General features: G+C 70.0%; 32 protein-coding genes and 1 tRNA gene. 11 read left to right on the top strand and 22 right to left on the bottom strand.

The genetic code is table 11. The features are described from left to right. Positions 1-28 precede the first annotated feature (28 nt). On the bottom strand, positions 29-379 hold the full coding sequence (locus OG841_RS28655; RefSeq protein WP_123761009.1) for a GroES family chaperonin: 351 nt from the start codon (positions 377-379) through the stop codon (positions 29-31). A 44-nt stretch (positions 380-423) separates the two neighbouring features. Next, on the bottom strand, positions 424-753 hold the full coding sequence (locus OG841_RS28650; protein WP_069765268.1) for a DUF3618 domain-containing protein: 330 nt from the start codon (positions 751-753) through the stop codon (positions 424-426). A 93-nt stretch (positions 754-846) separates the two neighbouring features. Between OG841_RS28650 and bcp the strand changes: the two genes are divergently transcribed. From bcp to OG841_RS28630, 4 genes are all read left to right on the top strand, one after another. Further along, positions 847-1,314, top strand: a complete 468-nt coding sequence (bcp, locus tag OG841_RS28645) for a thioredoxin-dependent thiol peroxidase (RefSeq protein ID WP_371567060.1) — start codon at positions 847-849, stop codon at positions 1,312-1,314. Positions 1,315-1,451: 137 nt separating this feature from the next. Beyond that, complete coding sequence (locus OG841_RS28640; RefSeq protein ID WP_328638899.1) at positions 1,452-2,093, top strand: HNH endonuclease signature motif containing protein; 642 nt, start codon at positions 1,452-1,454, stop codon at positions 2,091-2,093. Then, entirely contained in the window at positions 2,090-2,767 is a 678-nt protein-coding gene (locus tag OG841_RS28635; protein WP_328638900.1) for an HNH endonuclease, read from the top strand. The genes OG841_RS28640 and OG841_RS28635 overlap by 4 nt, the downstream gene beginning before the upstream one ends. Next, positions 2,767-2,850 (top strand) — tRNA-Leu (locus OG841_RS28630). Before OG841_RS28635 ends, OG841_RS28630 begins: the two co-directional genes overlap by 1 nt. 53 nt (positions 2,851-2,903) lie before the next feature. On the opposite strand, the gene rdgB is transcribed toward OG841_RS28630, so the two are convergent. The 4 genes from rdgB to OG841_RS28610 form a co-directional block, all read right to left on the bottom strand. After that, complete coding sequence (gene rdgB, locus OG841_RS28625) at positions 2,904-3,506, bottom strand: RdgB/HAM1 family non-canonical purine NTP pyrophosphatase (RefSeq protein ID WP_328638901.1); 603 nt, start codon at positions 3,504-3,506, stop codon at positions 2,904-2,906. A gap of 34 nt (positions 3,507-3,540) precedes the next feature. Then, positions 3,541-3,945: a hypothetical protein gene (locus tag OG841_RS28620; protein WP_328638902.1), complete on the bottom strand. Its 405-nt coding sequence runs from the start codon at positions 3,943-3,945 to the stop codon at positions 3,541-3,543. Positions 3,946-4,091: 146 nt separating this feature from the next. Beyond that, on the bottom strand, positions 4,092-4,829 hold the full coding sequence (rph, locus tag OG841_RS28615) for a ribonuclease PH (protein WP_371567059.1): 738 nt from the start codon (positions 4,827-4,829) through the stop codon (positions 4,092-4,094). 85 nt (positions 4,830-4,914) lie between these two features. Beyond that, the gene (locus tag OG841_RS28610; protein WP_328638904.1) at positions 4,915-5,148 is read right to left on the bottom strand and encodes a PTS glucose/sucrose transporter subunit IIB; all 234 of its coding nucleotides are present in this window, start codon (positions 5,146-5,148) and stop codon (positions 4,915-4,917) included. 314 nt (positions 5,149-5,462) lie between these two features. On the opposite strand from OG841_RS28610, the gene OG841_RS28605 reads away from it, so the two are divergent. Beyond that, a complete protein-coding gene (locus OG841_RS28605) occupies positions 5,463-6,728 on the top strand; it encodes a PTS transporter subunit EIIC (protein WP_328638905.1) in 1,266 nt (421 codons plus the stop codon). 67 nt (positions 6,729-6,795) lie between these two features. Here the strand turns inward: OG841_RS28605 and OG841_RS28600 are convergent, their stop codons facing one another. Continuing rightward, positions 6,796-7,548 (bottom strand): MBL fold metallo-hydrolase, encoded by a 753-nt coding sequence (locus OG841_RS28600; protein ID WP_328638906.1) that lies wholly within the window; start codon positions 7,546-7,548, stop codon positions 6,796-6,798. A 234-nt stretch (positions 7,549-7,782) separates the two neighbouring features. Here OG841_RS28600 and OG841_RS28595 point away from each other — a divergent pair, with 234 nt between their 5' ends. Beyond that, entirely contained in the window at positions 7,783-8,232 is a 450-nt protein-coding gene (locus OG841_RS28595) for a type II toxin-antitoxin system PemK/MazF family toxin (protein WP_328638907.1), read from the top strand. 4 nt (positions 8,233-8,236) lie between these two features. On the opposite strand, the gene OG841_RS28590 is transcribed toward OG841_RS28595, so the two are convergent. From OG841_RS28590 to clpS, 7 genes are all read right to left on the bottom strand, one after another. Further along, the gene (locus tag OG841_RS28590; RefSeq protein ID WP_037710629.1) at positions 8,237-9,187 is read right to left on the bottom strand and encodes a PLP-dependent cysteine synthase family protein; all 951 of its coding nucleotides are present in this window, start codon (positions 9,185-9,187) and stop codon (positions 8,237-8,239) included. Between the two features lie 6 nt (positions 9,188-9,193). Continuing rightward, on the bottom strand, positions 9,194-9,472 hold the full coding sequence (locus OG841_RS28585) for a MoaD/ThiS family protein (protein ID WP_007382355.1): 279 nt from the start codon (positions 9,470-9,472) through the stop codon (positions 9,194-9,196). 112 nt (positions 9,473-9,584) lie between these two features. Further along, a complete protein-coding gene (locus OG841_RS28580; protein ID WP_311717690.1) occupies positions 9,585-9,680 on the bottom strand; it encodes a putative leader peptide in 96 nt (31 codons plus the stop codon). Positions 9,681-9,768: 88 nt separating this feature from the next. Beyond that, the gene (locus tag OG841_RS28575) at positions 9,769-10,200 is read right to left on the bottom strand and encodes a M67 family metallopeptidase (RefSeq protein ID WP_328638908.1); all 432 of its coding nucleotides are present in this window, start codon (positions 10,198-10,200) and stop codon (positions 9,769-9,771) included. Between the two features lie 80 nt (positions 10,201-10,280). Continuing rightward, entirely contained in the window at positions 10,281-11,726 is a 1,446-nt protein-coding gene (locus OG841_RS28570; RefSeq protein ID WP_371567058.1) for an amino acid permease, read from the bottom strand. Between the two features lie 342 nt (positions 11,727-12,068). Then, entirely contained in the window at positions 12,069-12,671 is a 603-nt protein-coding gene (locus OG841_RS28565; RefSeq protein ID WP_069765279.1) for a DUF2017 domain-containing protein, read from the bottom strand. 41 nt (positions 12,672-12,712) lie between these two features. After that, positions 12,713-13,030 (bottom strand): ATP-dependent Clp protease adapter ClpS, encoded by a 318-nt coding sequence (gene clpS / locus OG841_RS28560; RefSeq protein ID WP_069765280.1) that lies wholly within the window; start codon positions 13,028-13,030, stop codon positions 12,713-12,715. Between the two features lie 57 nt (positions 13,031-13,087). Between clpS and OG841_RS28555 the strand changes: the two genes are divergently transcribed. Beyond that, complete coding sequence (locus OG841_RS28555) at positions 13,088-14,434, top strand: nicotinate phosphoribosyltransferase (protein WP_371567057.1); 1,347 nt, start codon at positions 13,088-13,090, stop codon at positions 14,432-14,434. Positions 14,435-14,505: 71 nt separating this feature from the next. Continuing rightward, a complete protein-coding gene (locus tag OG841_RS28550; RefSeq protein ID WP_328638911.1) occupies positions 14,506-15,093 on the top strand; it encodes an isochorismatase family protein in 588 nt (195 codons plus the stop codon). Positions 15,094-15,129: 36 nt separating this feature from the next. On the opposite strand, the gene OG841_RS28545 is transcribed toward OG841_RS28550, so the two are convergent. Further along, on the bottom strand, positions 15,130-15,474 hold the full coding sequence (locus OG841_RS28545) for a hypothetical protein (protein WP_328638912.1): 345 nt from the start codon (positions 15,472-15,474) through the stop codon (positions 15,130-15,132). Positions 15,475-15,587: 113 nt separating this feature from the next. Beyond that, positions 15,588-17,945 (bottom strand): immune inhibitor A domain-containing protein, encoded by a 2,358-nt coding sequence (locus OG841_RS28540; protein WP_371567056.1) that lies wholly within the window; start codon positions 17,943-17,945, stop codon positions 15,588-15,590. 338 nt (positions 17,946-18,283) lie between these two features. Here OG841_RS28540 and OG841_RS28535 point away from each other — a divergent pair, with 338 nt between their 5' ends. Further along, the gene (locus OG841_RS28535) at positions 18,284-18,544 is read left to right on the top strand and encodes a hypothetical protein (protein WP_371567055.1); all 261 of its coding nucleotides are present in this window, start codon (positions 18,284-18,286) and stop codon (positions 18,542-18,544) included. A 473-nt stretch (positions 18,545-19,017) separates the two neighbouring features. Here the strand turns inward: OG841_RS28535 and OG841_RS28530 are convergent, their stop codons facing one another. Both OG841_RS28530 and OG841_RS28525 read right to left on the bottom strand, forming a co-directional pair. Beyond that, a complete protein-coding gene (locus OG841_RS28530) occupies positions 19,018-19,644 on the bottom strand; it encodes an RDD family protein (protein ID WP_371567054.1) in 627 nt (208 codons plus the stop codon). Between the two features lie 89 nt (positions 19,645-19,733). After that, positions 19,734-21,416: an RDD family protein gene (locus tag OG841_RS28525; protein ID WP_328638916.1), complete on the bottom strand. Its 1,683-nt coding sequence runs from the start codon at positions 21,414-21,416 to the stop codon at positions 19,734-19,736. Positions 21,417-21,679: 263 nt separating this feature from the next. Between OG841_RS28525 and OG841_RS28520 the strand changes: the two genes are divergently transcribed. Beyond that, the gene (locus OG841_RS28520; protein WP_328638917.1) at positions 21,680-22,156 is read left to right on the top strand and encodes an SsgA family sporulation/cell division regulator; all 477 of its coding nucleotides are present in this window, start codon (positions 21,680-21,682) and stop codon (positions 22,154-22,156) included. Positions 22,157-22,175: 19 nt separating this feature from the next. Here the strand turns inward: OG841_RS28520 and OG841_RS28515 are convergent, their stop codons facing one another. Continuing rightward, positions 22,176-23,582 (bottom strand): FAD-binding oxidoreductase, encoded by a 1,407-nt coding sequence (locus tag OG841_RS28515; RefSeq protein ID WP_328638918.1) that lies wholly within the window; start codon positions 23,580-23,582, stop codon positions 22,176-22,178. 92 nt (positions 23,583-23,674) lie between these two features. On the opposite strand from OG841_RS28515, the gene OG841_RS28510 reads away from it, so the two are divergent. Next, positions 23,675-25,105: a tetratricopeptide repeat protein gene (locus OG841_RS28510; RefSeq protein WP_328638919.1), complete on the top strand. Its 1,431-nt coding sequence runs from the start codon at positions 23,675-23,677 to the stop codon at positions 25,103-25,105. Here the strand turns inward: OG841_RS28510 and nthA are convergent. The 3 genes from nthA to OG841_RS28495 are packed head-to-tail and all read right to left on the bottom strand — an operon-like array spanning position 25,083 to position 26,230. After that, positions 25,083-25,670: a nitrile hydratase subunit alpha gene (gene nthA / locus OG841_RS28505; RefSeq protein ID WP_365120081.1), complete on the bottom strand. Its 588-nt coding sequence runs from the start codon at positions 25,668-25,670 to the stop codon at positions 25,083-25,085. The genes OG841_RS28510 and nthA overlap by 23 nt on opposite strands. After that, complete coding sequence (locus OG841_RS28500) at positions 25,657-25,956, bottom strand: SH3-like domain-containing protein (protein WP_266564075.1); 300 nt, start codon at positions 25,954-25,956, stop codon at positions 25,657-25,659. Before OG841_RS28500 ends, nthA begins: the two co-directional genes overlap by 14 nt. After that, complete coding sequence (locus OG841_RS28495; RefSeq protein ID WP_328638921.1) at positions 25,949-26,230, bottom strand: hypothetical protein; 282 nt, start codon at positions 26,228-26,230, stop codon at positions 25,949-25,951. Before OG841_RS28495 ends, OG841_RS28500 begins: the two co-directional genes overlap by 8 nt. Between the last annotated feature and the right edge of the window lie 39 nt (positions 26,231-26,269).

Genomic DNA, 26,269 nt, shown 5'->3' with positions numbered 1-26,269 from the left:
TGCTGTCACCGGCCCCTCTGGCGTCGATCTACAAGTACAGGCCCGTCGAGTCCTCGGAGCCCTCGAACCGGTCGGCCGCCACGGCATGCAGGTCCCGCTCACGCATGAGGACGTAACCGGTCCCGCGCACCTCGACCTCGGCGCGGTCCTCGGGGTCGTACAGCACCCGGTCACCGGGCTCCACGGTCCGTACGTTCTGCCCCACGGCGACCACCTCGGCCCAGGCCAGCCGGCGTCCGACGGCCGCGGTGGCGGGAATGAGGATGCCGCCGCCCGACCGCCGCTCGCCCTCACCGTTCTCCTGCCGCACGAGTACGCGGTCGTGCAGCATCCGGATGGGCAGCTTGTCGTGCGGGGTGTCGTTTCTCTTCGCGCTCACGCCACTGAACCTACCTGTCTTCGGCGCCCGTGGACGCGGCCGGGTCAGCCCTTGCGGCGCCGGGTTCCCAGGGCGAGCAGCCCCACGAGTCCCACGGCGACGAGGGCGACGGGCACGACGCGCTCCAGCCGGGGCGCGCCCTCCTCGTCCACGAACTGGGCCTTCACGTCCGTGACGGCCTTGTTGACGGAGACGTACGCCCGCCCGAGCGTGTGGTCGATGTTGGAGACGACTTTGGCCTTGGCGTCGCCGACGATCGTCTTCGGGTGCACCCGCACCCCGATCTCGTCGAGCGTATCGGCCAGCAACTCGCGGCGGCGCTTGATGTCCGCCTCGATCTGCGCCGGGGTTCTGATGTCCGACGTGTCCGCCACGGTGGGGCCTCCGGGGTCGCTGCTACGTGTCCTGGACAGTCTGTCAGTTCCGACCGCGACCGCACGGTCAGGACCCCCGGTTACGCTGACCCAATGAGCGAGCGACTCCAGCCCGGGGACGTGGCCCCCGCCTTCACCCTGCCCGACGCCGACGGCAACGACGTGTCCCTGTCCGCCCACAAGGGCCGCAAGGTCATCGTCTACTTCTACCCGGCCGCCCTGACCCCGGGCTGCACGAAGCAGGCCTGCGACTTCACCGACAACCTGGAGGTGCTGGCCGGCGCGGGGTACGACGTCATCGGCATCTCCCCGGACTCCCCGGAGAAGCTGGCGAAGTTCCGCGAGAAGGAATCCTTGAAGGTCACGCTGCTGGCCGACCCGGAGAAGGCCGTGACCGAGGCCTACGCGGCGTACGGCGAGAAGAAGAACTACGGCAAGACCTACATGGGTGTCATCCGCTCCACGATCATGGTGGACGAGGAGGGCAAGGTCGAACAGGCCCTGTACAACGTCCGGGCGACGGGCCACGTGGCGAAGATCATCAAGGACCTGGGTATCTGAGCCTCCACGTCCCCTGCCGAGCGGCTCGCACCGGAATGCCCGGTGCGAGCCGCTTTACGTTTCGGGCGTGACTGTCCGATTAGCGGTTCGTTACTCCGTGCGAGCCACGAGCGCGTGGCCGAGATCGGAGGGGAACGATGGGAACCAGTGCGTATCCGAGGGATCGGCTGGAGGAGGCGGCTCGGGGTGCTCGTACGTTGTCGGAGGCGCTGGAGAGGCTGGGGGTGGATCCGCAGAGTTCGACGCGGCGGTACATCTTCGAACGAATGAAAAAGCTGGGGGTGGATGTCTCGCACTTCGATCGTGAGGGGGTGCGATGGACTGAGGAGATCCTTCAGGCGGCGGTTTCGGCATCGACAAACATGTGCGAAGTGCTGCGCCGTCTCGGGGTTGAGGTCGTCGGCGGGCAGCACACGCACATCAGCCGCCGGATCAAGGCGTACAACATCGACACCTCGCACTTCCAGGTGCCAATCCAGCGGGGGGACGCGTTGCGTCGCCGAACGCCGGGCGAACTGCTCATCGAGCAGCCCGCAGACAACGCCCGGCGCATCCATAGCGATCGCCTCAGGCGGGCGATGACGAGCGTGGGCGTACCCCAGCGGTGCGCCCTGTGTCATGTCGAAGCAGTCTGGCGGGGGTATCCGCTGCCCCTCGAGGTAGACCACATCAACGGCAACTGGCGGGACAATCGCGTCGAGAACCTGCGGCTTCTGTGCCCCAACTGCCACTCGACAACGGACAATTACCGCGGGCGCGGCAAGGTACGCGCTTCATGAGCAGCGGCCTGCAGTACACCCGGGAGCGGCTGGCCGAAGCCGCAGCACGGTGCTCCGACATCGAAGAGGTCATCGCCTTCTTCGGTACCCAGCCGTACACCACACTCCGCCGCTACCTCATCCGACGGTTCGCGCACTTCGGCATCGACATCTCACACTTCAGCCCCTACGGCAGGCAGCGCCGCCCCACCCCCGACGACTTGCGCGCCGCAATCACCAGATCTAAATCCATCGCGGAGACGCTGCGCCGCCTAGACCGCCCGGACAACGGCAGGCAGCGCGCGCTGTTACGTCAGTGGATCGCCGAGGAGGGCCTCACAACTACGCACTTCTTGGGGCAGGCCCATCAACGAGGCAAGACGCGCCCGGACATCCTCAAGCACCCGGAGGAGATCCTGGTAAAACACGACGGCAAGCGCCGAACCAGGACCTACCTGCTACGCCGTGCTCTGTGCGAAGTAGGCGTCCCCGAAGAGTGTGCGGACTGCGGCGTCGGCCCCGAGTGGCTCGGCAAGCCCATGACCCTGGAGATCGACCACATCAACGGGGACTGGAGCGACGACCGGGTCGAGAATCTGCGGTTGCTCTGCCCCAACTGCCACGCGATCACCAGCACCTGGTGCAGGGGAGGCAACAGGCGCCGAGCGGCTCCCGGTACGATGGCAGACGGCTAGCGGCGGTGGTGCAATGGCGACACAGCAGACTTAGGATCTGTGGCCCTTGATCGGGCTTGAGGGTTCGAATCCCTTCCGCCGCACACAAACGGCCTGCGAATCGAATGATCGATGCGCAGGCCGTTTCCGTGCGCACCTAGCCCAACAGCTCCCCCACCACCGGCACCAGCGCCCGAAACGCCTTCCCCCGATGGCTGATCGCGTTCTTCTCCTCCGCCGAGAGCTCGGCGCAGGTTCGGGTCTCGCCGTCCGGCTGGAGGATCGGGTCGTAGCCGAAGCCGTTCGTGCCCACGGGGGTGTGGCGGAGGACGCCCCGCAGCTGGCCCTCGACCACCCTCTCCGTGCCGTCCGGCAGCGCCAACGCCGCCGCGCAGGCGAAGTGCGCGCCGCGGTGTTCGTCGGCGATGTCCGACAGTTGGGACAGGAGCAGTTTCAGGTTCGCGCCGTCGTCTCCGTGGGTGCCCGACCAGCGGGCCGAGAAGATTCCCGGGGCGCCGTTCAGGACGTCCACGCACAGGCCGGAGTCGTCGGCGATCGCCGGCAAGCCCGTGGCCCGGGCGAGGGCGTGGGCCTTCAGGAGTGCGTTCTCCGCGAAGGTGATGCCGGTTTCCCTGACGTCGGGGATCTCGGGGTACGCGTCCGCGCCGACGAGGTCGAAGGGCAGACCTGCGTCGGCGAGGATCGCGTGGAGTTCGGTGATTTTGCCGGCGTTGCGGGTGGCGAGGATCAGGCGCGTCATACCCACCAGTATTCCGGGCCCGGCGCCCTGGTTCTTACGGCGTGCAGACCTTCGTCAGTTCGCCGGCCGCGTCGGTGATGGGGCTCAGGTCCGGCGTCTCGTCGCCGTTCTTGACCGCCGTACGGACGTTGGTGACAGCCTCGCCGAGGTTGTCGACCGCCTTGTTGACGTCGGTGTTGTCGGTCTTGTCGCCGATCTCGTCGAGGTTCTGGTCGATGGAGGTGAGGGCCTCGTCGATCTGGGTCGGGTCGTTCGACGCGTTCTCCACGGCCTGCTGGAGGTCGGTGACGCTGTCGGCGACCGCCTCGGCGGTCTGGACGCAGTCCAGTGCCTTGCTGACGGCGTCGCAGCCGGTGGTGAGGCCGACCGTGAGTCCTACGGCGGCCACCGCGGCGGCGATGGTGATATGGCGACTACGGCGGCGTCGGCTCGCGGCCATGGATCTGTTCCCTCCCTGTGGCAGGCCTCAGGAGGCCCCCGTCGACTGGCCGGGCGCCCGTTGTGCACAGCGGGCGCCCGTACTCCCGAAGACGCCGGGGCGGCCGGTCGGGTTGCGCGCGCCGGCCACCGTTCTTGGCGGTCCCTTTACCTTTCGAGGACCGTATCAAGCGCCTTGCTCTGCAGGACAGCGAGTTCCGAGCAGCCCGACACGGCGAGGTCGAGGAGGGAGTTGAGCTCGTCGCGGGCGAAGGGCTCGGCCTCGGCGGTGCCCTGGACCTCGACGAAGCGGCCGTCGCCTGTGCAGACGACGTTCATGTCGGTGTCGGCGCGCACGTCCTCCTCGTAGCAGAGGTCGAGGAGGGGGACTCCGCCGACGATGCCGACGGAGACCGCGCTCACGGTTCCCGTCAGCGGCCGGCGGCCGGCCTTGACCAGCTTCTTGCCCTGGGCCCAGGCGACGGCGTCGGCCAGAGCGACGTAGGCACCGGTGATGGCCGCGGTGCGGGTGCCGCCGTCGGCCTGGAGGACGTCGCAGTCGAGGACGATGGTGTTCTCGCCGAGTGCCTTGTAGTCGATGACCGCGCGCAGGGAGCGGCCGATGAGACGGCTGATCTCGTGCGTACGGCCGCCGATCTTGCCGCGGACGGATTCGCGGTCGCCGCGGGTGTTGGTGGCGCGGGGCAGCATGGAGTACTCGGCGGTGACCCAGCCTTCGCCGCTGCCCTTGCGCCAGCGGGGGACGCCTTCGCTGACGGTGGCGGTGCAGAAGACCTTCGTGTCGCCGAAGGAGACGAGGACGGAGCCCTCGGCGTGCTTGCTCCAGCCGCGTTCGATGGTGATCGGGCGGAGTTGTTCGGGGGTGCGGCCGTCGATTCGAGACATGGCGTTGAGCCTAGCGGGAGACGGGGATGCGGAAGGGGCCCCTCCCGTGACGGGAGGGGCCCTTGGGCCGGGACGGTCTCCGGCCTCACATCATGTCTTCGATCTCCGCGGCGATGGGGTCGGCGTCGGTGCCGATGACGACCTGGATGGCGGTGCCCATCTTGACGACGCCGTGGGCGCCGGCGGCCTTGAGGGCGGCGTCGTCGACCTTGCCGGGGTCGATGACCTCGGTGCGGAGGCGGGTGATGCAGCCTTCGATCTCTTCGATGTTGTCGATGCCGCCGAGTCCGGCGACGATCTTCTCTGCCTTGGTGGCCATGTCGGTCTCCTCACGCACGGTGGGCCCAGTTTCGCGAGCGATTGCGCCGTACGTACCGAAGATGACGTCACAGCTACCCAATCGTCCGTAACTGGTCTACACCACCTGGCGGGTGGTAGCCAACCCAGGAGCGGCGGCGAGGAGGGAGTCCTCCGGTTGCGGAATTGACGGGTTCCTTATAACGCCCTCATCGTGTACAACAGGTCTACACCACTGAGTGGTTTAGACCAGATGCTGCCGTCCCTCTCCCTTTTCCCCGGGCGGCGCCCCGCCCTCCCCCGGCCCTCGTCCGGGGGGACCCCCAGGAGGAAGTCATGACCACGGCCAGCGCCGCTCCCGCGGCCGAGAAGAAGAAGGGCGCCGGTGTGATGGCGGTACTGCAGCGCATCGGCCGCAGCCTGATGCTGCCGGTGGCCGTCCTGCCCGCCGCCGCCCTTCTGGTGCGCCTGGGCAACACCGACATGCTCGGACGCCCGTCCTTCCCGACCTTCCTCACGAAGATAGCGGGGTTCATGGCGGCGGGCGGCAACGCGATCCTCGACAACATGGCGCTGCTGTTCGCCGTGGGCATCGCGATCGGTTTCGCCAAGAAGTCGGACGGCTCGACGGCGCTCGCCGCGGTCGTCGGCTATCTGGTCTTCAAGAACGTGCTGGCCACGTTCACGGACAAGAACCTGCCGAAGGTGGCCACGGCCGTCGACGGCAAGGTCGTCATGGTCGACGCGCCGGTCGACGCCAAGGTCCTCGGCGGTGTGGTGATGGGCCTCGTGGTCGCGCTGCTCTACCAGCGCTTCTATCGCACCAAGCTGCCGGACTGGGCGGGCTTCTTCGGCGGCCGCCGCCTGGTGCCGATCCTGTCGGCCTTCGCGGGCCTGCTCATCGGCATCGTGTTCGGCTACATCTGGCCGGTCCTCGGCACGGGTCTGCACAACTTCGGTGAGTGGCTGGTCGGTTCGGGCGCCATCGGCGCCGGCATCTTCGGTGTCGCCAACCGCGCCCTGATCCCGATCGGCATGCACCACCTGCTGAACTCGTTCCCGTGGTTCCAGGCGGGCGACTACCACGGCAAGAGCGGTGACATCGGACGCTTCCTGGCCGGTGACCCGACCGCCGGCCAGTTCATGACCGGCTTCTTCCCGATCATGATGTTCGGCCTCCCGGCCGCGTGCCTGGCGATCGTGCACTGCGCCCGCCCCGAGCGCCGCAAGGTCGTCGGCGGCATGATGTTCTCGATCGCGCTGACCTCGTTCTTCACGGGCGTGACCGAGCCGATCGAGTTCACGTTCATGTTCATCGCGCCGGTCCTGTACGCCATCCACGCGGTCCTCACCGGCGTCTCCATGGCGCTGACCTGGTCGCTCGGCATGAAGGACGGCTTCGGTTTCTCTGCCGGCGCGATCGACTTCGGCCTGAACCTCGGCATCGCGACCAATCCGTGGGGCCTGGTCCTGGTGGGCCTGTGCTTCGGGGTGGTCTACTACGCCGTCTTCCGCTTCGCGATCATCAGGTTCAACCTCCCGACGCCGGGTCGCGAGTCCGACGAGGAACTCGCGGAACTGCAGAAGGCGGAGGCGAAGTAAGGCTCTCCCGCAGCCCGAAGGCTCCCGGAACACCACTGGTTCCGGGAGCCTTCGGGCTTGTGCGGGTTCAGATGTCGTACGTCAGTCTCGGCGTCGCCAGTTCCACCGGGCCGTCGAAGACCGTGCGTGCGTCGGCGAGGTTGACCTGCGGGTCGGTCCACGGGGGGATGTGGGTGAGGACCAGGCGGCGGGCTCCTGCGCGGGTCGCCGTCTCACCCGCCTCGCGGCCGTTGAGGTGCAGGTCGGGGATGTTCTCCTTGCCGTGCGTGAAGGCCGCCTCGCACAGGAACAGGTCGGTGTCGCGGGCGAGTTCGGTCAGGGCGGGGCTGATACCCGTGTCGCCGGAGTACGTCAGGGACTTCCCGCCGTGCTCGACGCGGATGCCGTACGCCTCCACCGGGTGCGCCACTCGCTCCGTGTGGACCGTGAACGGGCCGATGTCGAAGGTGGACGGCTTGACCGTGTGGAAGTCGAAGACCTCGCTCATGGAGGAGGCGGTGGGGGTGTCGGCGTAGGCCGTGGTGAGGCGGTGTTCGGTGCCCTCGGGGCCGTAGACCGGGATGGGGTCGCAGCGGCCGCCGTCGTGGCGGTAGTAGCGCGCGACGAAGTACGCGCACATGTCGATGCAGTGGTCGGCGTGCAGATGGCTGAGGAAGATCGCGTCGAGGTCGTAGAGACCGCAGTGGCGCTGCAGCTCGCCAAGGGCACCGTTGCCCATGTCGAGAAGCAGCCGGAAGCCGTCGGCCTCGACGAGGTAGCTCGAGCAGGCCGATTCCGCGGACGGGAACGACCCCGAGCAGCCGACGACGGTGAGCTTCATAAAACAGAAACCTCCGCTGGCGGGAACTTTTCTGGGATGGAGACGGGGGTCGTGCGGTCCGTCGAGCGTAAGGCGCAAAACCTCCGGTCGCTCCTCCGCCAAGGGCTGTTGTGGGCGAACTCACCTGTGGTGTCACCGGTTCGGCTGGACCGAGGGCGCGTGGGGAGTGTGACCGCGCTTACGGCTTGCGCAGAGGGCGCGCAGGCCTGATCGCGCGCCGGTAACGTCGTCCTCATGGACACGTCCTGGTGGCTCGCGCTCGCGGCGGTGATACTGCTCGCGCTGGTCGCCACGCTCGTGGACGGCTGGGGCCGGGGCCGTCGGCCGAAGGGGCGCGCGGACCGGGTGAGTCGGCCGTCCGGGCGAACTGTGGTCCGGCCGCGGCCCGCGGAGATCTGGTGGGCGAACGTGCCGTACGAGGACGGGCCCGGAGGCAAGGACCGGCCCTGTCTGGTGCTCGCGGTGCACGGGAGGCGGGCGACCGTCGCGAAGATCACCAGCAAGTACCACGACGAGCGGTCCGGGGTGATCCCGCTGCCGCCGGGTGCCGTCGGGGACGCGCAGGGGCGCGCGAGTTTCCTGGAGACCGACGAGCTGCGTGCGGTGCCGGTGGGGGACTTCCGGCGGAAGGTGGGGGTGGTGGACCCGGTCCTGTGGGACCAGGTCCGTCACCTGGCGACGTAGAACGTCACGCCCAGAGCTGACCCTGCAGCGTCTCGATCGCTTCCTCCGTCGTGGCCGCCGTGTAGACGCCCGTCGAGAGGTACTTCCAGCCGCCGTCGGCCACGACGAAGACGATGTCCGCGCTCTCGCCGGCCTTCACGGCCTTGTTGCCGACGCCGATCGCCGCGTGCAGGGCGGCGCCCGTGGAGACGCCCGCGAAGATGCCCTCCTGCTGGAGGAGCTCGCGGGTGCGGGTGACCGCGTCGGCGGAGCCGACGGAGAAGCGGGTCGTCAGCACCGACGCGTCGTACAGCTCCGGTACGAAGCCCTCGTCCAGGTTCCTGAGCCCGTACACCAGGTCGTCGTAGCGCGGTTCGGCGGCGACGATCTTCACGTCCGGCCGGTGCTCGCGGAGGTAGCGGCCGACGCCCATCAGGGTGCCGGTGGTGCCGAGGCCCGCGACGAAGTGGGTGACCGAGGGGAGGTCGGCGAGGATCTCCGGGCCGGTGGTCGCGTAGTGGGCGCCCGCGTTGTCGGGGTTGCCGTACTGATAGAGCATCACCCAGTCGGGGTGCTCGGCGGACAGCTCCTTGGCGACCCGTACGGCGGTGTTGGAGCCGCCCGCGGCGGGGGACGAGATGATCTCGGCGCCCCACATGGCGAGCAGGTCCCGGCGCTCCTGCGAGGTGTTCTCGGGCATCACGCACACGATCCGGTAGCCCTTGAGCTTGGCGGCCATCGCGAGGGAGATGCCGGTGTTGCCGGAGGTGGGCTCGAGGATGGTGCAGCCGGGCGTGAGGCGGCCGTCCTTCTCCGCCTGCTCGATCATGTGCAGGGCGGGGCGGTCCTTGACCGAGCCGGTCGGGTTGCGGTCCTCGAGCTTGGCCCAGATGCGTACGTCGGCGGACGGCGAGAGCCGCGGCAGGCGCACCAGAGGGGTGTTGCCCACCGCGGCCAGCGGGGAGTCGTAACGCATCGACGATCAGGCCATGCCGCCGGCCACGGCCGGCAGGATCGTGACGTTGTCGCCGTCGGTGAGCTTGGTGTTGATGCCGTCGAGGAAGCGGACGTCCTCGTCGTTCAGGTAGACGTTGACGAAGCGGCGCAGTTCCCCGCCGTCCACGATGCGGGCCTGGACGCCCGCATGCCGGGTCTCGAGGTCGGCGAAGAGCTCGGCGAGGGTGTTCCCGTTGCCCTCCACCGCCTTCTGGCCGTCGGTGTAGGTGCGGAGGATGGTCGGGATGCGGACCTCGATGGCCATGGCTCAGGGCTCCTGTCGGATGGTGGCGGGTCGGTGGGCGCGCGGCAGCGCTGGTACAGCAGGTGGTGCGTGGAGCGCCGCGGCCCACGGCCGTACGGCGGCAGAGGCAGCGTCAACAGATGGCGCTGGCGAGCCTGCACAGGTCGACGTGCAGCCGCGCCACGAGCAGGCTGCCCGGCGTCTTCTCGCTCACGTCGTAAGAAACCATGGGGTCATCGTATCGATTCCCGGTCCGGGTCCCGGAGTGTGATCCCATCATGTGGACGAATTAGGGCCGCAGGTTGAGATAGGGCAGCTCAGGCCTCCTGGTACGCCGCGACGATCTCCACGTCCTCCTCGGTGACCTCGCCGTCGACGATCCGGTAGGAGCGGAACTGGAAGTCGCCGAGACCGTCGGTGTCCGCCGTCGAGACCAGCACGTAGTGGGCGCCGGGTTCGTTGGCGTAGGAGATGTCCGTGCGGGACGGGTAGGCCTCGGTCGCGGTGTGGGAGTGGTAGATGACCACCGGCTCCTCGTCGCGGTCGTCCATCTCGCGGTAGAGCTTGAGCAGGTCGCCGGAGTCGAACTCGTAGAACGTGGGCGACATGGCCGCGTTCAGCATCGGGATGAACCGCTCGGGCCGGTCCGATCCGGCCGGCCCCGCGACGACGCCGCACGCCTCGTCGGGGTGGTCCTTGCGTGCGTGCGCGACGATCCGGTCGACGAGGGCCTGGGTGATGGTCAGCATGTCGGAAAGGATAAGCAGAGGGCCGCTCCGTACCGAGGATCGGTACGGAGCGGCCCACATGCCGGACGGGTGCGGACTTCCTAGCCCGCCGTCTTCTCGAACTCCGGCTCGCGCCGGTCCGTGATCTCCGGGTTCCGGGTCTTCAGGACGGCCCAGCCGATTCCCAGCGCGGCGGCCCATCCGGCCATCACGTACAGGCAGACGCGGGAGTCGGCGTCGTACGCGATCAGGCAGGTCACGAAGAGCAGGAACACGATGGCGATCCAGCTGCCGACCGAGCCGCCCGGCGCCGGGAAGGAGGAGGCGGGCAGTCGGCCTGCCACGACCTCGCGGCGGTAGCGCACGTGGCTGACCAGGATCATCAGCCACGTCCAGATGCCCGCCGCGGTCGCGACCGAGACGACATAGCCGAAGGCCTTCTCCGGCACGACGTAGTTCAGCACCACGCCGATGCCCATGAAGAGCACGGAGACCGTGATGGCCAGCGCCGGTGTCCGCGTCACCGAGAGCTTGTTGAAGGCCTGCGGCGCCTCGCCGCTGTCGGCCAGGGTGCGCAGCATGCGGCCCGTGGAGTACATGCCGGAGTTGCAGGAGGACAGCGCCGCGGTGAGGACGACGAAGTTCACGATGCCGGCGCCCGCCGGGATGCCGATCACGGCGAAGGCCTTGACGAAGGGGCTGACGCCGGCGGCGAACTCGGTCCACTTCACCACGCACAGGATGACGGTGAGGGCACCGACGTAGAAGAGACCGATGCGCCAGGGCAGGGTGTTGATCGCCTTGGGGAGGGTCTTCTCGGGGTTCTCGGACTCACCGGCGGTCACGCCGACCAGTTCGACGGCGAGGTAGGCGAACATCACGCCCTGCAGGGTCATCAGGGACGAGCCGATGCCCTTGGGGAAGAAGCCGTCGACGGCCCAGAGGTTGGAGACCGCGGCGGTGTCGCCGGCCGCGCTGAAGCCGAAGGTGAGGACACCGAGGCCGATCACGATCATGCCGATGAGGGCGGTGACCTTGATCATCGAGAACCAGAACTCGATCTCGCCGAACAGCTTCACCGAGATCAGGTTCGCCACGAACAGGACGACCAGGAAGACCAGGGCCGTCGTCCACTGGGGGATGGCCGGGAACCAGTAGTTGACGTAGATCGCGGCGGCGGTGAGTTCCGCCATACCGGTGACGACCCACAGCAGCCAGTACGTCCAGCCGGTGAAGTAGCCGAAGAACGGGCCGAGGAATTCGCGGGAGTACTCCGCGAAGGAACCGGAGACCGGGCGGTAGAGCAGCAGCTCGCCGAGTGCCCGCATGATGAAGAAGATGATCACGCCGGCGACGGCGTACATCAGGATGAGGCTCGGACCGGCCTTGGCGATGTTCGCCCCGGCGTTGAGGAAGAGGCCGACGCCGATGGCGCCGCCGATCGCGATCATCTGGACCTGGCGGCTGCCGAGTCCGCGCTCGTACCCCTCTTCGGAGGTCTTCTCCGAGCCTGGGCCCGTGCCTGTGTCGACCTGAGCGGAGGTCATGTCTGTGGTGCGCCTTTCTCCATACCGACCCGGGCCTTCGTCGGCCGCGGACCGGATCTCGATCCCCCCGGATTGATGGAGTGGTGCCTGGCCGGCGGTTGCCGGCTCGGTGGCGCACCCGGCGGAACATACGGGTGGTGTTCGCCGGGCGGTCGTGAAGATTTATCACGGCCGCAACGTTGATCACCTGTGCGACATATGGCACAGGTCACAGGAAGAAGCGGACAAACGGCGCCCGGAACACGCGAAAGCCGTCAGCGCGGTGACGTGATCGTTATCCGGATTTGAGCGTCCTCTGAGCGAACACATCACCCTCAAAAGCGGGCACGAAACCGTCACATCTCATGGCATAAGGGTGGTCACGAGGGTCTCCTGGAGACCGCCCAGCCACAGATACGCCATCACCATCGGCTTACGGGGGTCCTCGTCCGGGAGCCGGTAGAGGAGGTCGGTGTCCTCCTCGTCGGTGATGTCGAGGCGGGAGCCGATCGCGAGCCGCAGGTCGTTGAGGGCGCCGAGCCACTGCTGGGACTCACCGGTCGACAGCTTGAGGACCGCCCCGCCCTCGCCCGCGGAGTTCAGCGCGTCCAGGGAGCGGACCACCGCGAGGGCGTTCTCGCGCTTGCCGGTCCGCAGGTCGTTCTCGGTGTAGCGGCGGAACTCCGAGGAGTACGCCCGCTGCTCCTCGGCCTCCTCGGCCTGGGGAGTGCCCTCGGGGTCGCTGTAGGCGTCCGGGAACAGCCGCTTGAGCACCGGGTCGGACGGCGGCTCGCTGGGGCCGTCCGCGAAGAGCTCGGCGAGGGGGTCGTCGGGGGCGTCCTCGGCGGGGCCCGGGCCGATGAGTTCCAGGAGCTGGACGGCCAGCGACCGGATGATGGAGATCTCGACGTCGTCGAGGGCGACGGCCGCGCCGCCGCCGGGGAGCGGTTCGAAGGTTCCTGGCATCAGGCGTTATCGCTACTTCCGGTCCTGCGGGCGGGGTCGGGTCATTTCCGGTCCTGCTGGAGCGTGGCCCACAGACCGTAGCCGTGCATGGCCTGCACATCGCGCTCCATCTCCTCGCGGGATCCGCTGGAGACGACCGCCCGGCCCTTGTGGTGGACGTCCATCATCAGCTTCGTGGCCTTGTCCTTCGAGTAGCCGAAGTACGACTGGAAGACGTAGGTCACGTAGCTCATGAGGTTGACCGGGTCGTTGTGGACGATCGTGACCCAGGGGACGTCCGGCTCGGGGACGGCGAAGACCTCTTCCGCCGACTCGGTGCGTTCGATCTCTACGGGAGCGGGTGACGTCACACGGCCCATGCTGCCACGCACCGCACAAATCGTCACACTGACGCGAATGGGGGTACCATCCTCGTCATGAACACAGCGGACCTTGGGCTGCCGGTGGATGTTCCCTCGACGGCGCTCTTCACGGACCAGTACGAGCTGACGATGCTGCAGGCCGCGCTGAAGGCGGGTACCGCCGAGCGGCGCAGCGTCTTCGAGGTCTTCACCCGGCGGCTGCCGGAGGGGCGGCGCTACGGCGTCGTCGCCGGCACCGGCCGGGTGCTGGACGCGGTGGAGAACTTCCGCTTCGACGCGGACGTCCTCGGCTTCCTGCGGGAGCGGGACATCGTGGACGGGGAGACCCTGGAGTGGCTCGCCTCCTATCGCTTCGGCGGTGACATCTGGGGCTACCCGGAGGGCGAGGTGTACTTCCCGGGCTCGCCGATCATGCGGGTGGAGGGCTCCTTCGCCGAGTGCGTACTCCTGGAGACCGTGATCCTGTCGATCCTCAACCACGACTCCGCGATAGCCGCGGCCGCCTCCCGGATGTCCTCGGCCGCGGGCGACCGGCCGCTGATCGAGATGGGTGCCCGCCGCACCCACGAGCTGTCCGCCGTGGCCGCCTCCCGGGCCGCCTACGTCGGCGGCTTCGCCACCACCTCCGACCTCGCGGCCGGCTTCCGCTACGGCATCCCCACGGTGGGCACCTCCGCCCACGCCTTCACCCTGCTGCACGACCAGGAGCGGGACGCCTTCCAGGCCCAGGTGGACTCGCTGGGGCGGGGCACCACCCTGCTCGTCGACACGTACGACGTCACCGAGGCCGTCCGTACGGCCGTGGAGGTCGCCGGGCCCGAGCTGGGGGCCGTGCGCATCGACTCCGGCGACCTGCTCCTCGTCGCGCACCGGGTGCGCCAGCAGCTGGACGAGCTGGGCGCGAAGAACACCCGGATCATCGTCACCTCCGACCTGGACGAGTACGCCATCGCCTCGCTGGCCGTGGCCCCGGTGGACGCGTACGGCGTGGGCACCCAGCTGGTGACCGGGTCCGGGCACCCCACCTGCTCGATGGTCTACAAACTGGTCGCGCGTGCCGAGTCCGCGGACCCGAAGGCGCCGCTGGTGCCGGTGGCGAAGAAGTCGACCGGGGGCAAGACCTCGGTCGGCGGGCGCAAGTGGGCGGCGCGGCGGCTGGACGCGGAGGGTGTCGCGGAGGCCGAGGTGGTGGGCACGGGGGCGGTTCCGCCCGCGCTCGCGGACCGGCAGCTGCTGGTGGAGCTGGTCAAGGGCGGCGAGGTCGTCGCGCGGGAGGCGCTGGACGTCGTACGGGACCGGCATGCCGCTGCCCGGGCCAACCTGCCGCTGTCGGCGACCCAGCTCTCGCGCGGAGAACCGGTTCTTCCGACGGAGTACGTCCAGGGGCGCTCGGGTAGCTAATGCGGGTGCGCCCTCCCGCAGTGCCGCCGAAGTCTCTAGGCTCGTAAGTTCACCCAGCGAAGGACACCCACATGCGCCGCGCCTTGATCGTCGTTGACGTGCAGAACGACTTCTGCGAGGGAGGCAGTCTCGCGGTGGCCGGCGGTGCCGATGTGGCCGCCGCCGTCACCGAGCTGATCGGGCAGGCGGCGGGCTCCGGCTACCAGCATGTGGTGGCCACCCGCGACCACCACATCGCACCCGGCGGCCACTTCGCGGACAACCCCGACTTCGTGCACTCCTGGCCCGCACACTGCGTCGCCGGGACCGAGGGGGTGGGGTTCCACCCGAACTTCGCGCCGGCCGTCGCCTCCGGGGCGATCGACGCGGTCTTCGACAAGGGGGCGTACGCGGCGGCGTACAGCGGGTTCGAGGGGGCCGACGAGAACGGCGTGACGCTGGCCGACTGGCTGCGGGCGCGCGAGGTCTCCGAGGTCGACGTGGTCGGGATCGCCACGGACCACTGCGTACGGGCCACCGCGCTGGACGCGGCCCGGGCGGGCTTCCGCACGCAGGTCCTCCTCGACCTCACCGCCGGGGTCGCCGAGACGACGACCGAGCGGGCGATCGAGGAGATGCGCGAGGCGGGCGTGGAGCTCTCCGGGAAGCCTGTCGTCTAGGGCCGGTCCGGCGGATCAGGCCCCGGGCACGGGCGCTCAGGCCGGTGCCGTCGGCCTCCTCAGCAGTGACCTGATCGGATGCCACAGCTCCTGGGCCAGCTCGGGCCCGCCCACGACAGCGTTGTCAGGGGCGGTACGCCATATCAGCCCGTCCGGGTGGTGCAGTACGGCCGTGATCTCGTCCGGGGTCGGGGGCGCGCCGTTGCCGCGCAGGTACACCGCGCGCAGACCCAGATTGCGCAGCCTGGTCAGGGCGCGCGCCCGGTTCTGGGCGTGGACCAGGACCCGCACGCTGCCGTAGCCGTCGGCGGGCGGGCGGGGCAGGTTCAGCGCCACCACCACCCTGCCGTTCGGCAGCTTGCAGAAACCTCCTGCGGCCATGCGGTCACACCCCCGTGAGTGTCGGTGTCAATAAGGAAGCCACAGGACGCACCTAAACACGATCGGCGGCAACCCGCCAGGGGTTGCCGCCGATACGCTTCTGACCTGCGGTTTTACTTCTTCTTGGCCGAAGGCCCGACCTGGAGCGTGATCGTCGAGCCGTTCAGCGGCTCCTTGACGATCTTGATCCGGGTGTCGGTGTCAGTGATGTTGACACCGGCGAGCGGGTTCGACGTGTCGTAGTAGCTCGACGTGCCGTCGTCGAAGACCGGGACGCCCGGCTTGGACTTGATCTTCGTCGGGACGTCGGCGTTGTGCAGCGTGATCGAGTCCGTCGGGTACCAGCTGAACGTGGAGTCGTAGGCCTGGATGCGGTTGCGCATCAGCGTGCCGTCGGACCACTTCAGCGCGGTCGGGTGGGAGTCGACCGGAAGGATCAGTCCCTCGCCGGGGTGCTGGCTGGTGTTGTCGTCCGCCTGGGAGGTGTCCCACTTCCAGATCAACAGGCCGTTCTGGTAGGCGTAGTGCTCCACCCAGTCCGGACGGGTCTTCGAGAAGCCGTAGTTGTACGGGCCGACCTTCAACACCTTGTCGTACGACACGTATTGGCGGTTCTCGGCGAGGTAGTACTGCGCGTACTCGTCCGTGATCGAGCCGCCGATGCGCGAGAAGCCGTTCGCGGTCCAGGCGGCGTCCGCCGTCTCGGCGTTGTCGGAGAACAGGGTCGCGCCGTCGGCGGTCACCGTGATCTCGTCGGCCGTGAAGCCCTTCTGGGCGACTCCGCCGTCGGTCTGGTAGCGGAAGCGCAGCTGGATGTTCTTGCCCGCGTAGGCGTCCAGCGGGAAGGTCAGCTTCTGGTGGGCGTCGACCGTGCCGGTGAGGGCGGGCTTGCCGCTGCCGTCACGCGGGATGGCGGTGCCGTCGGCCAGAGTGCCGTCGACCGGCGTCCAGTTGGCGCCGCCGTCGGTGGAGACCTCGGCGTAGACGTAGTCGTAGTCCTTCTCCGTGTCCCACCAGGCGTCGAGGGTCAGCGCCGCCGAGGACTTGCCGGTCAGGTCGAGCGGGCGGGTCAGGGTGTTGCGCAGGTCGTTGCCGCTGCCGCTCCACCACTGGGTCGCGCCCTGCGCCGGGGTGACCACTGGGGTGGTGACCGTCTTCTTCGGCAGCTGGACCACGAGCGCCTGCGCGTTCTTGGTGTTGTACTCCGCGACGCCCAGCTTGTGGGTGGACCTCTTGCCCGCGTTGGCCACGTCGTAGTCGAGCCAGCCCAGTTGGAGCTTGTCCCAGGCGTTCATGTCGCCGGGCAGGTCGCCGATGGAGTCCTTGCCGGTGCCGAGCCAGGAGCCGGAGGACATCAGCGTCCAGAAGCCGGTGGAGTTCTCGCCGCCGCCGGAGGTGTCGTACTCGTCGGGCAGGCCGAGGTCGTGGCCGTACTCGTGGGCGAAGACGCCCAGGCCGCCGTTCTCCGGCTGGATGGTGTAGTCGCCGACCCAGATGCCGGTGTCGCCGATCTGGGTGCCGCCGAGCTTGTTGGTGTCCGGGCCGGTGGAGCCGGCGTCGGTGCCGAAGGCGTACCAGCGGTGCGCCCAGATCGCGTCCTCGCCCTGGGCGCCGCCGCCCGCGGACTCGTCCTCGCCGGCGTGCACGATCTGGAAGTGGTCGATGTAGCCGTCGGGCTCGTTGAAGTTGCCGTCGCCATCGAAGTCGTAGCGGTCCCACTGGTCGAACTCGGCCAGTTCCGCGGCGATCTCGGCGGCGGTGTCCCCGGCGGCCTCGCGCTGGGCGACCCAGGCGTTGACGCCGTCCTGGACCGCGTACCAGGCGCCGGTGGAGGCCTTGTTGGAGCCGTAACGGGCCTCGTTGTACGGGACCTTGACCCAGTCGGTCACTTCGCCCTCGACCGAGTAGCGGCCCGAGGACTGCTTCTCGTAGTACTTCTTCAGCGACTCGCTCTTCTTGCCGGTGCCGAAGTAGAGGTCCTGGAAGTGCGCCTGGTTGTAGTCCGCCTGCCAGGCCGTGCTGTTGTTCTGCTTGCGGTCCGGCTTGGCGATCCGGTTGTGCAGCGGGCCGACCGTGCCGCCGTAGCGGGGGTCGACCTGGTCGCCGAACTCCACCAGGATGGTGAAGATCTTGTCGGTCTTCTCACGGCCGAGTTCGACGTACTTGCTGTCGCCCTTGCGGCTCTTGAGCTCGACCACCTGGGAGCCGTTGCGGTTCTTCACCGTGGCGTTCCCGGAGATGACCTGGTCGAGCGCCTCCTGGCGCTGCGCCTCCTTGGTCTTGGTCAGCGGGCCGTCGAAGTCGTGCTCCCTGGCCTTCGCCGGCTGCGGGTCGTTCCGGTCGACCGCGGAGGCCTTGGTCGACGTGGTGTCCGCGGCCTGTGCCACGGCGAACGTCGAGAACGTGGCCGAGGCGGCCGCGAGGGCGACGATCGTCGCCGCCGTCCTGAACGTCCAGGATCTGTCAGTCACTTGTGCCCCTCCCCTATCAAGGCAAGTGAGCCGTATTTGACTAAAGGTTGGGGAGAAAAGACAGATCTTGACTTGGACCCGTCAATTGCATTATTGGGAGCCGGTGTTCGTATTGCGGACACGTGGCCGCAACACGACAGGCGCGCACAGCCGTCCACTTGATGGACGTCATGACTCCGTGCGCCCCCTGTGCTCCGGCACTGTTGGTTAGGTCACGCTTACTGTTCGTTCCACTCGGGCACACAGGCGATTAGAGTCGATTGGCGGAACGCCCGGGTGTCGGCGGAATGCCAGGCCGACGCCCCCCGTGGACCCCCAATTCCGAGGACACGATTGACATGCCGCGTCCGACTGCCGCACAGATCGCCTACGGTTCGATCACCGTCATCTTCTCGACGCTCGCCATGCTGCTGCTGTCACAGACGAGTTCGGCCGTGGGGACCGCGATCATCGCCGTCGCCGCGCTCGCCCTCGGCCTGCTGGTCGCCATGACGGTGCCACAGCCCAAGTCCCGCGTCGTCGCGGTGAGCAGGCCCGCCGAGCACCCGGCGGAAGAACCCGTACCTGCCGTGGCCACGAGCTCCAAGACCGCCGCCTGAACACCGCGTCCGCCGAGCCGGGCGCGCCGGATCGCCCCCGGGTTCGCCGGGACGAGACGCGGCGCCCGCCGCATTCGCCATCGGCTCGGCGGCTGCTCGGCGGTCCGGGCCCTGCCGGCCCCGAAGACACGGCTCAGGTCCCGCCGTCACCGTCCCGGCACCGGCGCGCCGAGTCGCCCCCGGGTTCGCCGGGACGAGACGCGGCGCCCGCCGCCATCGCCATCGGCTCGCCGGCAGCTCGGCGGCCCAGGCCCTGCCGGCCCCGAAGACACGACTCAGGTCCCGCCGTCACCGTCCCGGCACCGGCGCGCCGAGTCGCCCCCGGGTTCGCCGGGACGAGACGCGGCGCCCGCCGCCATCGCCATCGGCTCGCCGGCAGCTCGGCGGCCCAGGCCCTGCCGGGGTCCCGCCCCGTCACGGTCCCGGCCGCTCGGCCCAACGCGCTCCCGGGATGACGTCCGGGGCCGCCCGGGTCAGGTGGTGCTGACCACCACCGTCTTCGCCGCCTTGTCGTGCAGGCCCTGCTTGTAGGGCTTGTCGAAGTAGCTCCAGCCGCCCGCGATGGCGGTCCAGATACAGGCGCAGCAGAACGCGAACGGGATCCACAGCACCGCCGAGCGGATCAGCGTGGTCTGCGTGGAGGGCGTGGAGCCGTTGTCGAGGTTCGCCACCCGCATGCCGAGCCACTTCTTGCCGAGCGTCTGCCCGGACCGGGTGATCATGATCGTGTCGTAGCCGATGTAGAGCACCGCGGCGAGCGCCGACTGGGCGAGTGACTTGCCGTACTGCATGTTGTCGCTGTTCACGTCGAACTCGCTGACCCCGACGCCCCAGGTGATCAGCCAGACGACGACAGCCACCATGATCATGTCGATGATCCGGGCGAGCGTGCGCCGGCCGCTGGGTGCCAGTGGTGGCATGCCGGCCAGCGGGTCGGCGGGACCACCGCCGTACGGGTCACCGCCGCCCTGGGGACTCCCGCCGTACGGCGGCGGCGTGCCGTACGGCGATCCCGAGCCCTCGGCGGGCGGGGGCTGCTTCCTGAACGGGTCGTCATCCGGCGGCTGCTGTCCGGAGCCGGGAGGCGGTTCACTGCTCATGGCCCGAGTCGACCGCGAACCCCCCGACTCCGCATCCGGCGGGCGGCCGTCCGGAGTACCGAATCCTGTACGCCGTTCGCGGGACCGGCTCAGCCCGCCACGAACGTATGCGCCGCCTTGTCGTGCCAGCACTGGCGCCACGGCCGGTCGAACAGGCACCACGCGACGCCCACGAGGCCGATACCGAGCAGCCCCGGCACGCTGTAGACCAGCCAGCGGCGCAGGGCACCGGCGAAGGACGGGGGCTCGTGGCCCTCGATGTCCCGCACCTCCAGGCCGAGCAGCTTCTTGCCGAGGGTGCGGCCCCACTTGGCGGTGGGCAGCGCCTCGTACAGGGCACCGGCGACGAGGAGCACGGCGACCACGATGCCGAGGTACACCGACGTGGTGCCGTCCAGCAGCCAGACCGTCACGGTCTCGCCGGACAGCTTGGCCGCGTCGACCTTCTCGTTGATGTGGTCGGCCGCCTTGGTGCCGAGAGGGACGGCGGCGACGGCGGTCACGGCGCCGACGACGAGGGTGTCGAGGAGGCGCGCGGCCAGGCGCTTGCCGAGGCCGGCGGGCCTGGCGGCGGCCTGGCGGCGGGCGGCCGCCTGGAAGATGTCCTCGACCGGCGGCTTCCAGGGGGCGGGCTGCTCCTCGTCGGGCCCGGCCAGGCGGTGCACCTGCTGGGCCCAGGAGGGCTGACCGCCACCGGGGCCCGGGCTCATGGGAGTGGCGGTGGGAGGCTGCTGCGGGTTCTGCTGGGGGACGCCCGGAGGGGCCGTCTGCGGGCCGGAGGCGGGGGTGGACTGCTGCGGGCCGGAGAGAGGGGCGGCAGCGGCGGAGGCGGGACCCTGAGGGCCTGCGGCACCGGTCGCCGCGGCACGCTCGGCGGCCGCCTTGCCGGCGCCGAAGCCGGGGCCCTGAGGGCCGGTGGGGGCGACGCCGCTGTCGGCTGCGGCGGGCTGGGCGCCCTGGGCCGTGGGGCCCGAGTACGCGGGCCCCTGTGTGCTTCCGTTCTGCGCCCCGGGGCCCCCGCCCTGCTGCGCCGTGCGCGGGGAGAGCGCGCGGAACTTCATGGTCCCGTCGTCGGACTGCTGGGCGGCTCCCGCTCCCCCTGACCCGGCCGTGGGCCGGCGGAAGACACGCGTGCCGCCGTCCTCGTCCGGCTCGACGGGCGGAATCGTCGCGGTGCCGTCGGTGCGGGCGGCGTGCCCGTCCGGCCGGCCCGGGGAGGCACCGTCGGCGGGCCCGCCGGCACCGGCCACCCTCGGGTCGGCGCCCCGCGGACCACCCTGCTGCGGTACACCACCGTGCCGAGCACCCTGAGGTCCGCCTGTCCCGCCCTGCTGACCGCCGTGTGCGGCCCCCTGGGGCTGACCTCCCTGCGGCGGCACCTGCTGGGCACCCTGCTGAGCCTGCGCGGGGTCCTGCGGGGACCCCCACGACACCCGGCGGTCCTGTTCGCCGCCGAAGCCGCCCTGGTGGGCCCGGTCGGCGCCCCACGCGGACGCGGGTTCGGGGCGGTTGCCGTGCTGGGTGTCGGGGTGCGGGGCTTCCTCGGCCGGGTCCTCGTCGAAGAAGTGCGGGCCCGTCTCCTCCACCTGAGCGGATGCGGGGCCGCCGCCCGCGGGTGGCGCGAGCGGTTCGCCGGCCGCAGGGGCGGGACGGCTGGTGCCCGGCACCCACGAGGAACCGTTCCAGTAACGGACATATCCAGGAATGGACGGGTCCGGGTAATAGCCCTCGCGGGGCCTGTCGTCACCGGGTGCCGGGGTTGGGGCGCTCATGTCCGTCGTCCCGTATCTGCTCGGGGGTCAATAGAGGGGGCTCCACATCTATCAGACCGGCGCAAGACCCACCGCCAGTCCCACCGGACCCACTCCTTTTGAGCACGACCCGACACCGGCCGTGATACCGGCCGGGACGTCCACCGCGACACGGCCGGAAAAAAGTTCGCCGAACCCGCGTAATGATCCCGTCCCCTCCCCCCTCTCCACTCGTACGGGCCCACCGCAGGACCCGGACGAGAGCCGAGAGAGGAACGAACGCCATGCACCGCACGGTGGTAGAGCGCGAACTGGAGCTCACACTCATCCTGTCGCCCGAGCGCGGCATCCCGGTCCCGGCCCGGCTGGGCTACCGCAGCGACGATCCCTTCGCCGTCCACGTCACCTTCCACGTCGGTTCGGACCACCCCGTCCACTGGACCTTCGCCCGCGAGCTCCTCGTCGAGGGGGTGTTCCGCCCGTGCGGGCACGGGGACGTGCGGGTGTGGCCGACCAAGGTCGCGGGGCGCGGTGTGGTCCTGATGGCGCTGAGCTCCCCCGACGGCGACGCCCTTCTGGAGGCTCCGGCCGCGCAGGTCTCGTCCTGGCTGGAGCGCACGCTGAGGGTGGTCCCCCCGGGCTCCGAGGCGGAGCAGCTCGGTATCGACGACGGCCTCGCCGAACTGCTGGCCCCGACCCCGGCCGACGACCTGTGGCTGGGCGACCCCTGGCCGGGCGACGAGTCGGCGGACGGAGAGTGATCCCCTGGCAGGAACCGGATCAGAACAGCTTGCCCGGGTTCAGGATCCCCAGCGGGTCGAAGACCCCCTTGACCGCCCGCTGCATCTCCACCCCCACCGGGCCGATCTCCCGCGCCAGCCACTCCTTCTTCAGTACGCCCACCCCGTGCTCCCCGGTGATCGTGCCGCCGAGTTCCAGGCCGAGGGCCATGATCTCGTCGAAGGACTCGCGGGCGCGCCGGGACTCGTCGGGGTCGGCCGCGTCGAAGCAGACCGTGGGGTGGGTGTTGCCGTCGCCCGCGTGGGCGACGACACCGATGGTGAGCTGGTGTTTCTCAGCGATCCGCTCGGTCCCTTCGAGCAGCTCGGCGAGCCGGGAGCGGGGCACGCACACGTCGTCGATCATCGTGGTGCCCTTGACGGCTTCGAGGGCGGTGAGGGAGAGCCTGCGGGCCTGGAGCAGTAGCTCCGACTCGGCCGCGTCCTCCGCCGGGACGACCTGCGAGGCGCCCGCCGCCTCGCACAGCGCGCCGACCGCCGCGAGGTCGGCCGCCGGGTCCGTGGTGTCGAAGGCCGCGAGGAGGAGGGCCTCGGTGGTCTCCGGGAGTCCCATGTGCGCCAGGTCGTTGACGGCCTTGACCGTCGTACGGTCCATCAGTTCGAGGAGGGACGGCACGTGCCCGCCCTCCATGATCCGGCACACCGCGTCGCAGGCGGCGGCCCCGGAGGCGAACTCGGCGGCCAGCACCAGCTGCTCGGGCGGCTTCGGCCTGAGGGCCAGGGTCGCCCGCACGACGATGCCGAGCGAGCCCTCGGAGCCGACGAAGAGGCGGGTCAGGTCGTATCCGGCGACCCCCTTGGCGGTACGGCGGCCCGTGGACATGAGCCGCCCGTCGGCGAGGACGACGTCCAGTCCGAGGACGTACTCCGCCGTCACCCCGTACTTCACACAGCACAGCCCGCCGGACGCGGTGCCGATGTTGCCGCCGATCGTGCACATCTCCCAGCTGGAGGGGTCCGGCGGGTAGTAGAGGCCGAGGTCGTTCACCGCGCGGGAGAGGGTCGCGTTGACGACGCCGGGTTCGACGACGGCGATGCGGTCGACCGGGTTGATCTCCAGGATCCGGTCCATCTTCGTCAGGGACAGCACGATGCAGTCGTCGGAGGCGTTGGCCGCGCCCGACAGACCCGTGCGGGCGCCCTGGGGGACGACCGGGACGCGCAGTTCGGTGGCGATGCGCATGACGTGCTGGACCTGCTCGACCGTGCGCGGCAGGACGACCACGGCGGGGGTGCCGGCCGGGCAGAAGCTCGCCATGTCGTTGGCGTAGGAGACCGTGACGTCCGGGTCGGCGAGGACGGCCTCGGCGGGCAGACCGCTCAGCAGACGGTCGACGAGGTTGCCGGTGACCTCGTCGCGGGGGGCTTCGATACGGCTCATGATCACAGCGTCGCACCGGGGGCCATCGGTGTGAACCCCACCAGCGCCGACTGCCGAGCGCCGGGGTGTGGTCGTCGTATTGACGCACAGTGAGCGCCATGGAGAACCAAGCCACGGAGAACCGACGGGCCCGGCTGCACGGGCGTGCGGTGCTGGCCGCGGTCGCGGGCTGCGCGGTGCTCGGTACGGCGCTGATGCTGCTGCCCCCGGAGCGGCCGGCGACCCGCTCGCCCGCCCCGGCTCCGGGTGCCCAGGCGCTGTCGGCGGTCGCCGCCGGGGTGCCGGCCGCGCTGCCCGATCTGGCGGCGTTGATCGACGAGCGGGAGAGCCATCTGCGCAGGCATCCCGAGGACGCCGAGTCGTGGGCGGTGCTCGGGACGGCATACGTCGAGCAGGCGCGGCGGACGGCGGACACGGCGTTCTACGCGAAGGCCGACGGCTCGCTGCGGACGTCCTTGCAGGTACGCAGGAACGCGGCGGCCCTCGGCGGTCTGGCCGTCCTCGCGAACGCGCGCCGGGACTTCCGGACCGCGCTGACCTGGGGTGAGGCGGCGCGGAACCTGGAGCCGAAGCGGTGGACGACGTATCCGGCGCTGATCGACGCCTACACGGGTCTCGGGGACTACAAGGCGGCTCACGGTGCGCTGGAGCGGCTGATGGAGCTGCGGTCGGGGCCCGCGGTGCGGGCGAGTGCGGCGGCCGTGTACCGGGACCGGGGCTGGCGCGAGGACGCGGCGGTCCAGCTGGCCGACGCGGCGGCGGGGGCGCGGGCGGCGGCCGAGCGGGCCGAGTATCTGGAGCGGGCCGGGCAGCTCGCCTGGGAGCGCGGCGACCGCGAGGACGCGCTGCGGCACTTCCAGGAGACGGTCCGTATCGACCCCGACCAGTGGGCCGCGCAGGCCGGGCAGGGGCGGGCCCTCGCGGCGCTGGGCCGCACGACGGAGGCCCTGAACGCCTACCGGATCGCCCTCGCGAAGCAGCCGCTGCCGCAATACGCCCTGGAGCTGGGCGAGTTGTACGAGTCGCTGGGGCTCGGGCAGGCGGCCCGGGTGCAGTACGACCTGCTGCTGGCGAGGGTGCGGAGCGCTTCTGCGTCCGGAGCGGACGAGGAGCTGGTTCTCGGGCAGTTCGAGGCGGACCACGGTGACCCGGCTTCCGCCGTACGGCGGCTCAGGGCCGAGTGGCGACGGCAGCCGGGGATCGCGGTGGCGGACGCGCTGGGGTGGGCGCTGCACCGGGCGGGCGAGGACCGGGAGGCCCTGCGATACGCCCGGATCGCGACGGACAAGGCGCACGGGGGCGGGGTGCGCAGCGCGCTGTACGCCTATCACCTGGGCATGATCGAGCGGGACCTGGAACAGCCCGCCCCCGCGCGCCGGCATCTCCAGGAGGCCCTGCGGATCAACCCCTACTTCTCGCCCTCGCGGGTGCGGGCGGCGCGGGAGGCGTTGGCGGCACTGGGAGACGTGCCGGACCAGGGACTGCCGGTGGGGGACGCGAAAGCGGTCACACCGCGGCCGTACCGATGAGGGCGTTCCTCGTCACCAGCGCCGCCAGTTCCTCCTCGTCCAGCCCTTCCGTGGCCTGGGGCCTGCGCGGCAGGACCATGTAGCGGGTCTCCGCGCTGGAGTCCCACACCACGATGTCCACGGAGTCGGGCAGGGTGAGGCCGAACTCCCGTAGGACGGCACGGGGTTCGCGGACCACGCGGGAGCGGTAGGCCTCGGACTTGTACCAGCTGGGAGAGGGGCCCAGGAGGCGGAGCGGGTAGCAGGAGCACAGGGTGCAGACGATGACGTTGTGGACGGACTCGGTGTTCTCCACGACCCTCAGGCGCTGGTACGAGCCCTCCATGTGGCCGAGCTCCTGCACCGCCGCCGTGCCGTCCGCGAGCAGCCGGGCCCGGTAGGCGTCGTCGGTCCAGGCGCGCGCCACGACCCGTGCTCCGTTCGCCGGCGAGGACTCCGCGAGGAACGCGTCGATCGCCTCGTCCAGCCGCTCGCCGGTGATCAGCCCCTTCTCCTCGAGGAGGGTCTCCAGGCGCCGTACCCGCCGGGCGGTCGTCGCGTCGGTGTGATGGTCACCGCTCGTCATCGTGATCCTCCTCCAGATAGCTCTCCCACAGGTCCAGTACGACGTGGTGGTCACCCTCGCCCCAGAGGTCACGGGCCGCGAAGCGGACGGCGTAGATCTGCTCGACGGGTGCGTCGCCGCGGCCCTGCGCGCTGATGTCGGGCAGTTCGTCGGGGCCCTCCGGCTCGACCACCACGCCCCGCTTGCCGCGCGCGTAGCGGGGCAGGCGGGTGTGGTGCGGCGGGTCGTGGCGAAAGGTGCGGACCCGGGTGCCGGGCGGGAAGCGGTCGGGGGGCGCGTCAGTCATCGAGCTCACCCGGCTCGATCACGCCCTTGCGCTCCAGCAGCGAACAGATCGCCAGGAACCAGCGTTCGTAGTACGAGGTCGCCAGATAGTCCGCCGGCGCCATGGACTCGATCGTGTCCCGGAACTCGTTCGTGTTGAAGATCCCTTGTGCGCGCAGGGTGTTGTAGAGCCCGACCACCCGCGCCTCCCAGTCCGCGTGGAAGGGCTCGGTGTCGTCGGTGGTGTCGATCGCGCCGAAGCCCTGGGTGCCGCCCACGTCATTGATCCTGGCCATGGGGCCAGCCTACGAGCGTGACGCGGAAAGGGGCTCGGG

The sequence above is a fragment of the Streptomyces canus genome (assembly GCF_041435015.1).
Classification (GTDB): domain Bacteria; phylum Actinomycetota; class Actinomycetes; order Streptomycetales; family Streptomycetaceae; genus Streptomyces; species Streptomyces canus_G.
The sequence above is the reverse complement of the archived record's forward strand: the minus strand, read 5'-3'. Positions and strand labels throughout refer to the sequence as shown.

Bases quoted from the DNA above. Each gene is read 5' to 3' on its own strand.
- bcp (WP_371567060.1), top strand. From the start codon at position 847: ATGAGCGAGCGACTCCAGCCCGGGGACGTGGCCCCCGCCTTCACCCTG.
- OG841_RS28640 (WP_328638899.1), top strand. From the start codon at position 1,452: ATGGGAACCAGTGCGTATCCGAGGGATCGGCTGGAGGAGGCGGCTCGG.
- OG841_RS28635 (WP_328638900.1), top strand. From the start codon at position 2,090: ATGAGCAGCGGCCTGCAGTACACCCGGGAGCGGCTGGCCGAAGCCGCA.
- rdgB (WP_328638901.1), bottom strand. From the start codon at position 3,506: ATGACGCGCCTGATCCTCGCCACCCGCAACGCCGGCAAAATCACCGAA.
- OG841_RS28620 (WP_328638902.1), bottom strand. From the start codon at position 3,945: ATGGCCGCGAGCCGACGCCGCCGTAGTCGCCATATCACCATCGCCGCC.
- rph (WP_371567059.1), bottom strand. From the start codon at position 4,829: ATGTCTCGAATCGACGGCCGCACCCCCGAACAACTCCGCCCGATCACC.
- OG841_RS28610 (WP_328638904.1), bottom strand. From the start codon at position 5,148: ATGGCCACCAAGGCAGAGAAGATCGTCGCCGGACTCGGCGGCATCGAC.
- OG841_RS28605 (WP_328638905.1), top strand. From the start codon at position 5,463: ATGACCACGGCCAGCGCCGCTCCCGCGGCCGAGAAGAAGAAGGGCGCC.
- OG841_RS28600 (WP_328638906.1), bottom strand. From the start codon at position 7,548: ATGAAGCTCACCGTCGTCGGCTGCTCGGGGTCGTTCCCGTCCGCGGAA.
- OG841_RS28595 (WP_328638907.1), top strand. From the start codon at position 7,783: ATGGACACGTCCTGGTGGCTCGCGCTCGCGGCGGTGATACTGCTCGCG.
- OG841_RS28590 (WP_037710629.1), bottom strand. From the start codon at position 9,187: ATGCGTTACGACTCCCCGCTGGCCGCGGTGGGCAACACCCCTCTGGTG.
- OG841_RS28585 (WP_007382355.1), bottom strand. From the start codon at position 9,472: ATGGCCATCGAGGTCCGCATCCCGACCATCCTCCGCACCTACACCGAC.
- OG841_RS28580 (WP_311717690.1), bottom strand. From the start codon at position 9,680: ATGGTTTCTTACGACGTGAGCGAGAAGACGCCGGGCAGCCTGCTCGTG.
- OG841_RS28575 (WP_328638908.1), bottom strand. From the start codon at position 10,200: ATGCTGACCATCACCCAGGCCCTCGTCGACCGGATCGTCGCGCACGCA.
- OG841_RS28570 (WP_371567058.1), bottom strand. From the start codon at position 11,726: ATGACCTCCGCTCAGGTCGACACAGGCACGGGCCCAGGCTCGGAGAAG.
- OG841_RS28565 (WP_069765279.1), bottom strand. From the start codon at position 12,671: ATGCCAGGAACCTTCGAACCGCTCCCCGGCGGCGGCGCGGCCGTCGCC.
- clpS (WP_069765280.1), bottom strand. From the start codon at position 13,030: ATGGGCCGTGTGACGTCACCCGCTCCCGTAGAGATCGAACGCACCGAG.
- OG841_RS28555 (WP_371567057.1), top strand. From the start codon at position 13,088: ATGAACACAGCGGACCTTGGGCTGCCGGTGGATGTTCCCTCGACGGCG.
- OG841_RS28550 (WP_328638911.1), top strand. From the start codon at position 14,506: ATGCGCCGCGCCTTGATCGTCGTTGACGTGCAGAACGACTTCTGCGAG.
- OG841_RS28545 (WP_328638912.1), bottom strand. From the start codon at position 15,474: ATGGCCGCAGGAGGTTTCTGCAAGCTGCCGAACGGCAGGGTGGTGGTG.
- OG841_RS28535 (WP_371567055.1), top strand. From the start codon at position 18,284: ATGCCGCGTCCGACTGCCGCACAGATCGCCTACGGTTCGATCACCGTC.
- OG841_RS28530 (WP_371567054.1), bottom strand. From the start codon at position 19,644: ATGAGCAGTGAACCGCCTCCCGGCTCCGGACAGCAGCCGCCGGATGAC.
- OG841_RS28525 (WP_328638916.1), bottom strand. From the start codon at position 21,416: ATGAGCGCCCCAACCCCGGCACCCGGTGACGACAGGCCCCGCGAGGGC.
- OG841_RS28520 (WP_328638917.1), top strand. From the start codon at position 21,680: ATGCACCGCACGGTGGTAGAGCGCGAACTGGAGCTCACACTCATCCTG.
- OG841_RS28510 (WP_328638919.1), top strand. From the start codon at position 23,675: ATGGAGAACCAAGCCACGGAGAACCGACGGGCCCGGCTGCACGGGCGT.
- nthA (WP_365120081.1), bottom strand. From the start codon at position 25,670: ATGACGAGCGGTGACCATCACACCGACGCGACGACCGCCCGGCGGGTA.
- OG841_RS28500 (WP_266564075.1), bottom strand. From the start codon at position 25,956: ATGACTGACGCGCCCCCCGACCGCTTCCCGCCCGGCACCCGGGTCCGC.
- OG841_RS28495 (WP_328638921.1), bottom strand. From the start codon at position 26,230: ATGGCCAGGATCAATGACGTGGGCGGCACCCAGGGCTTCGGCGCGATC.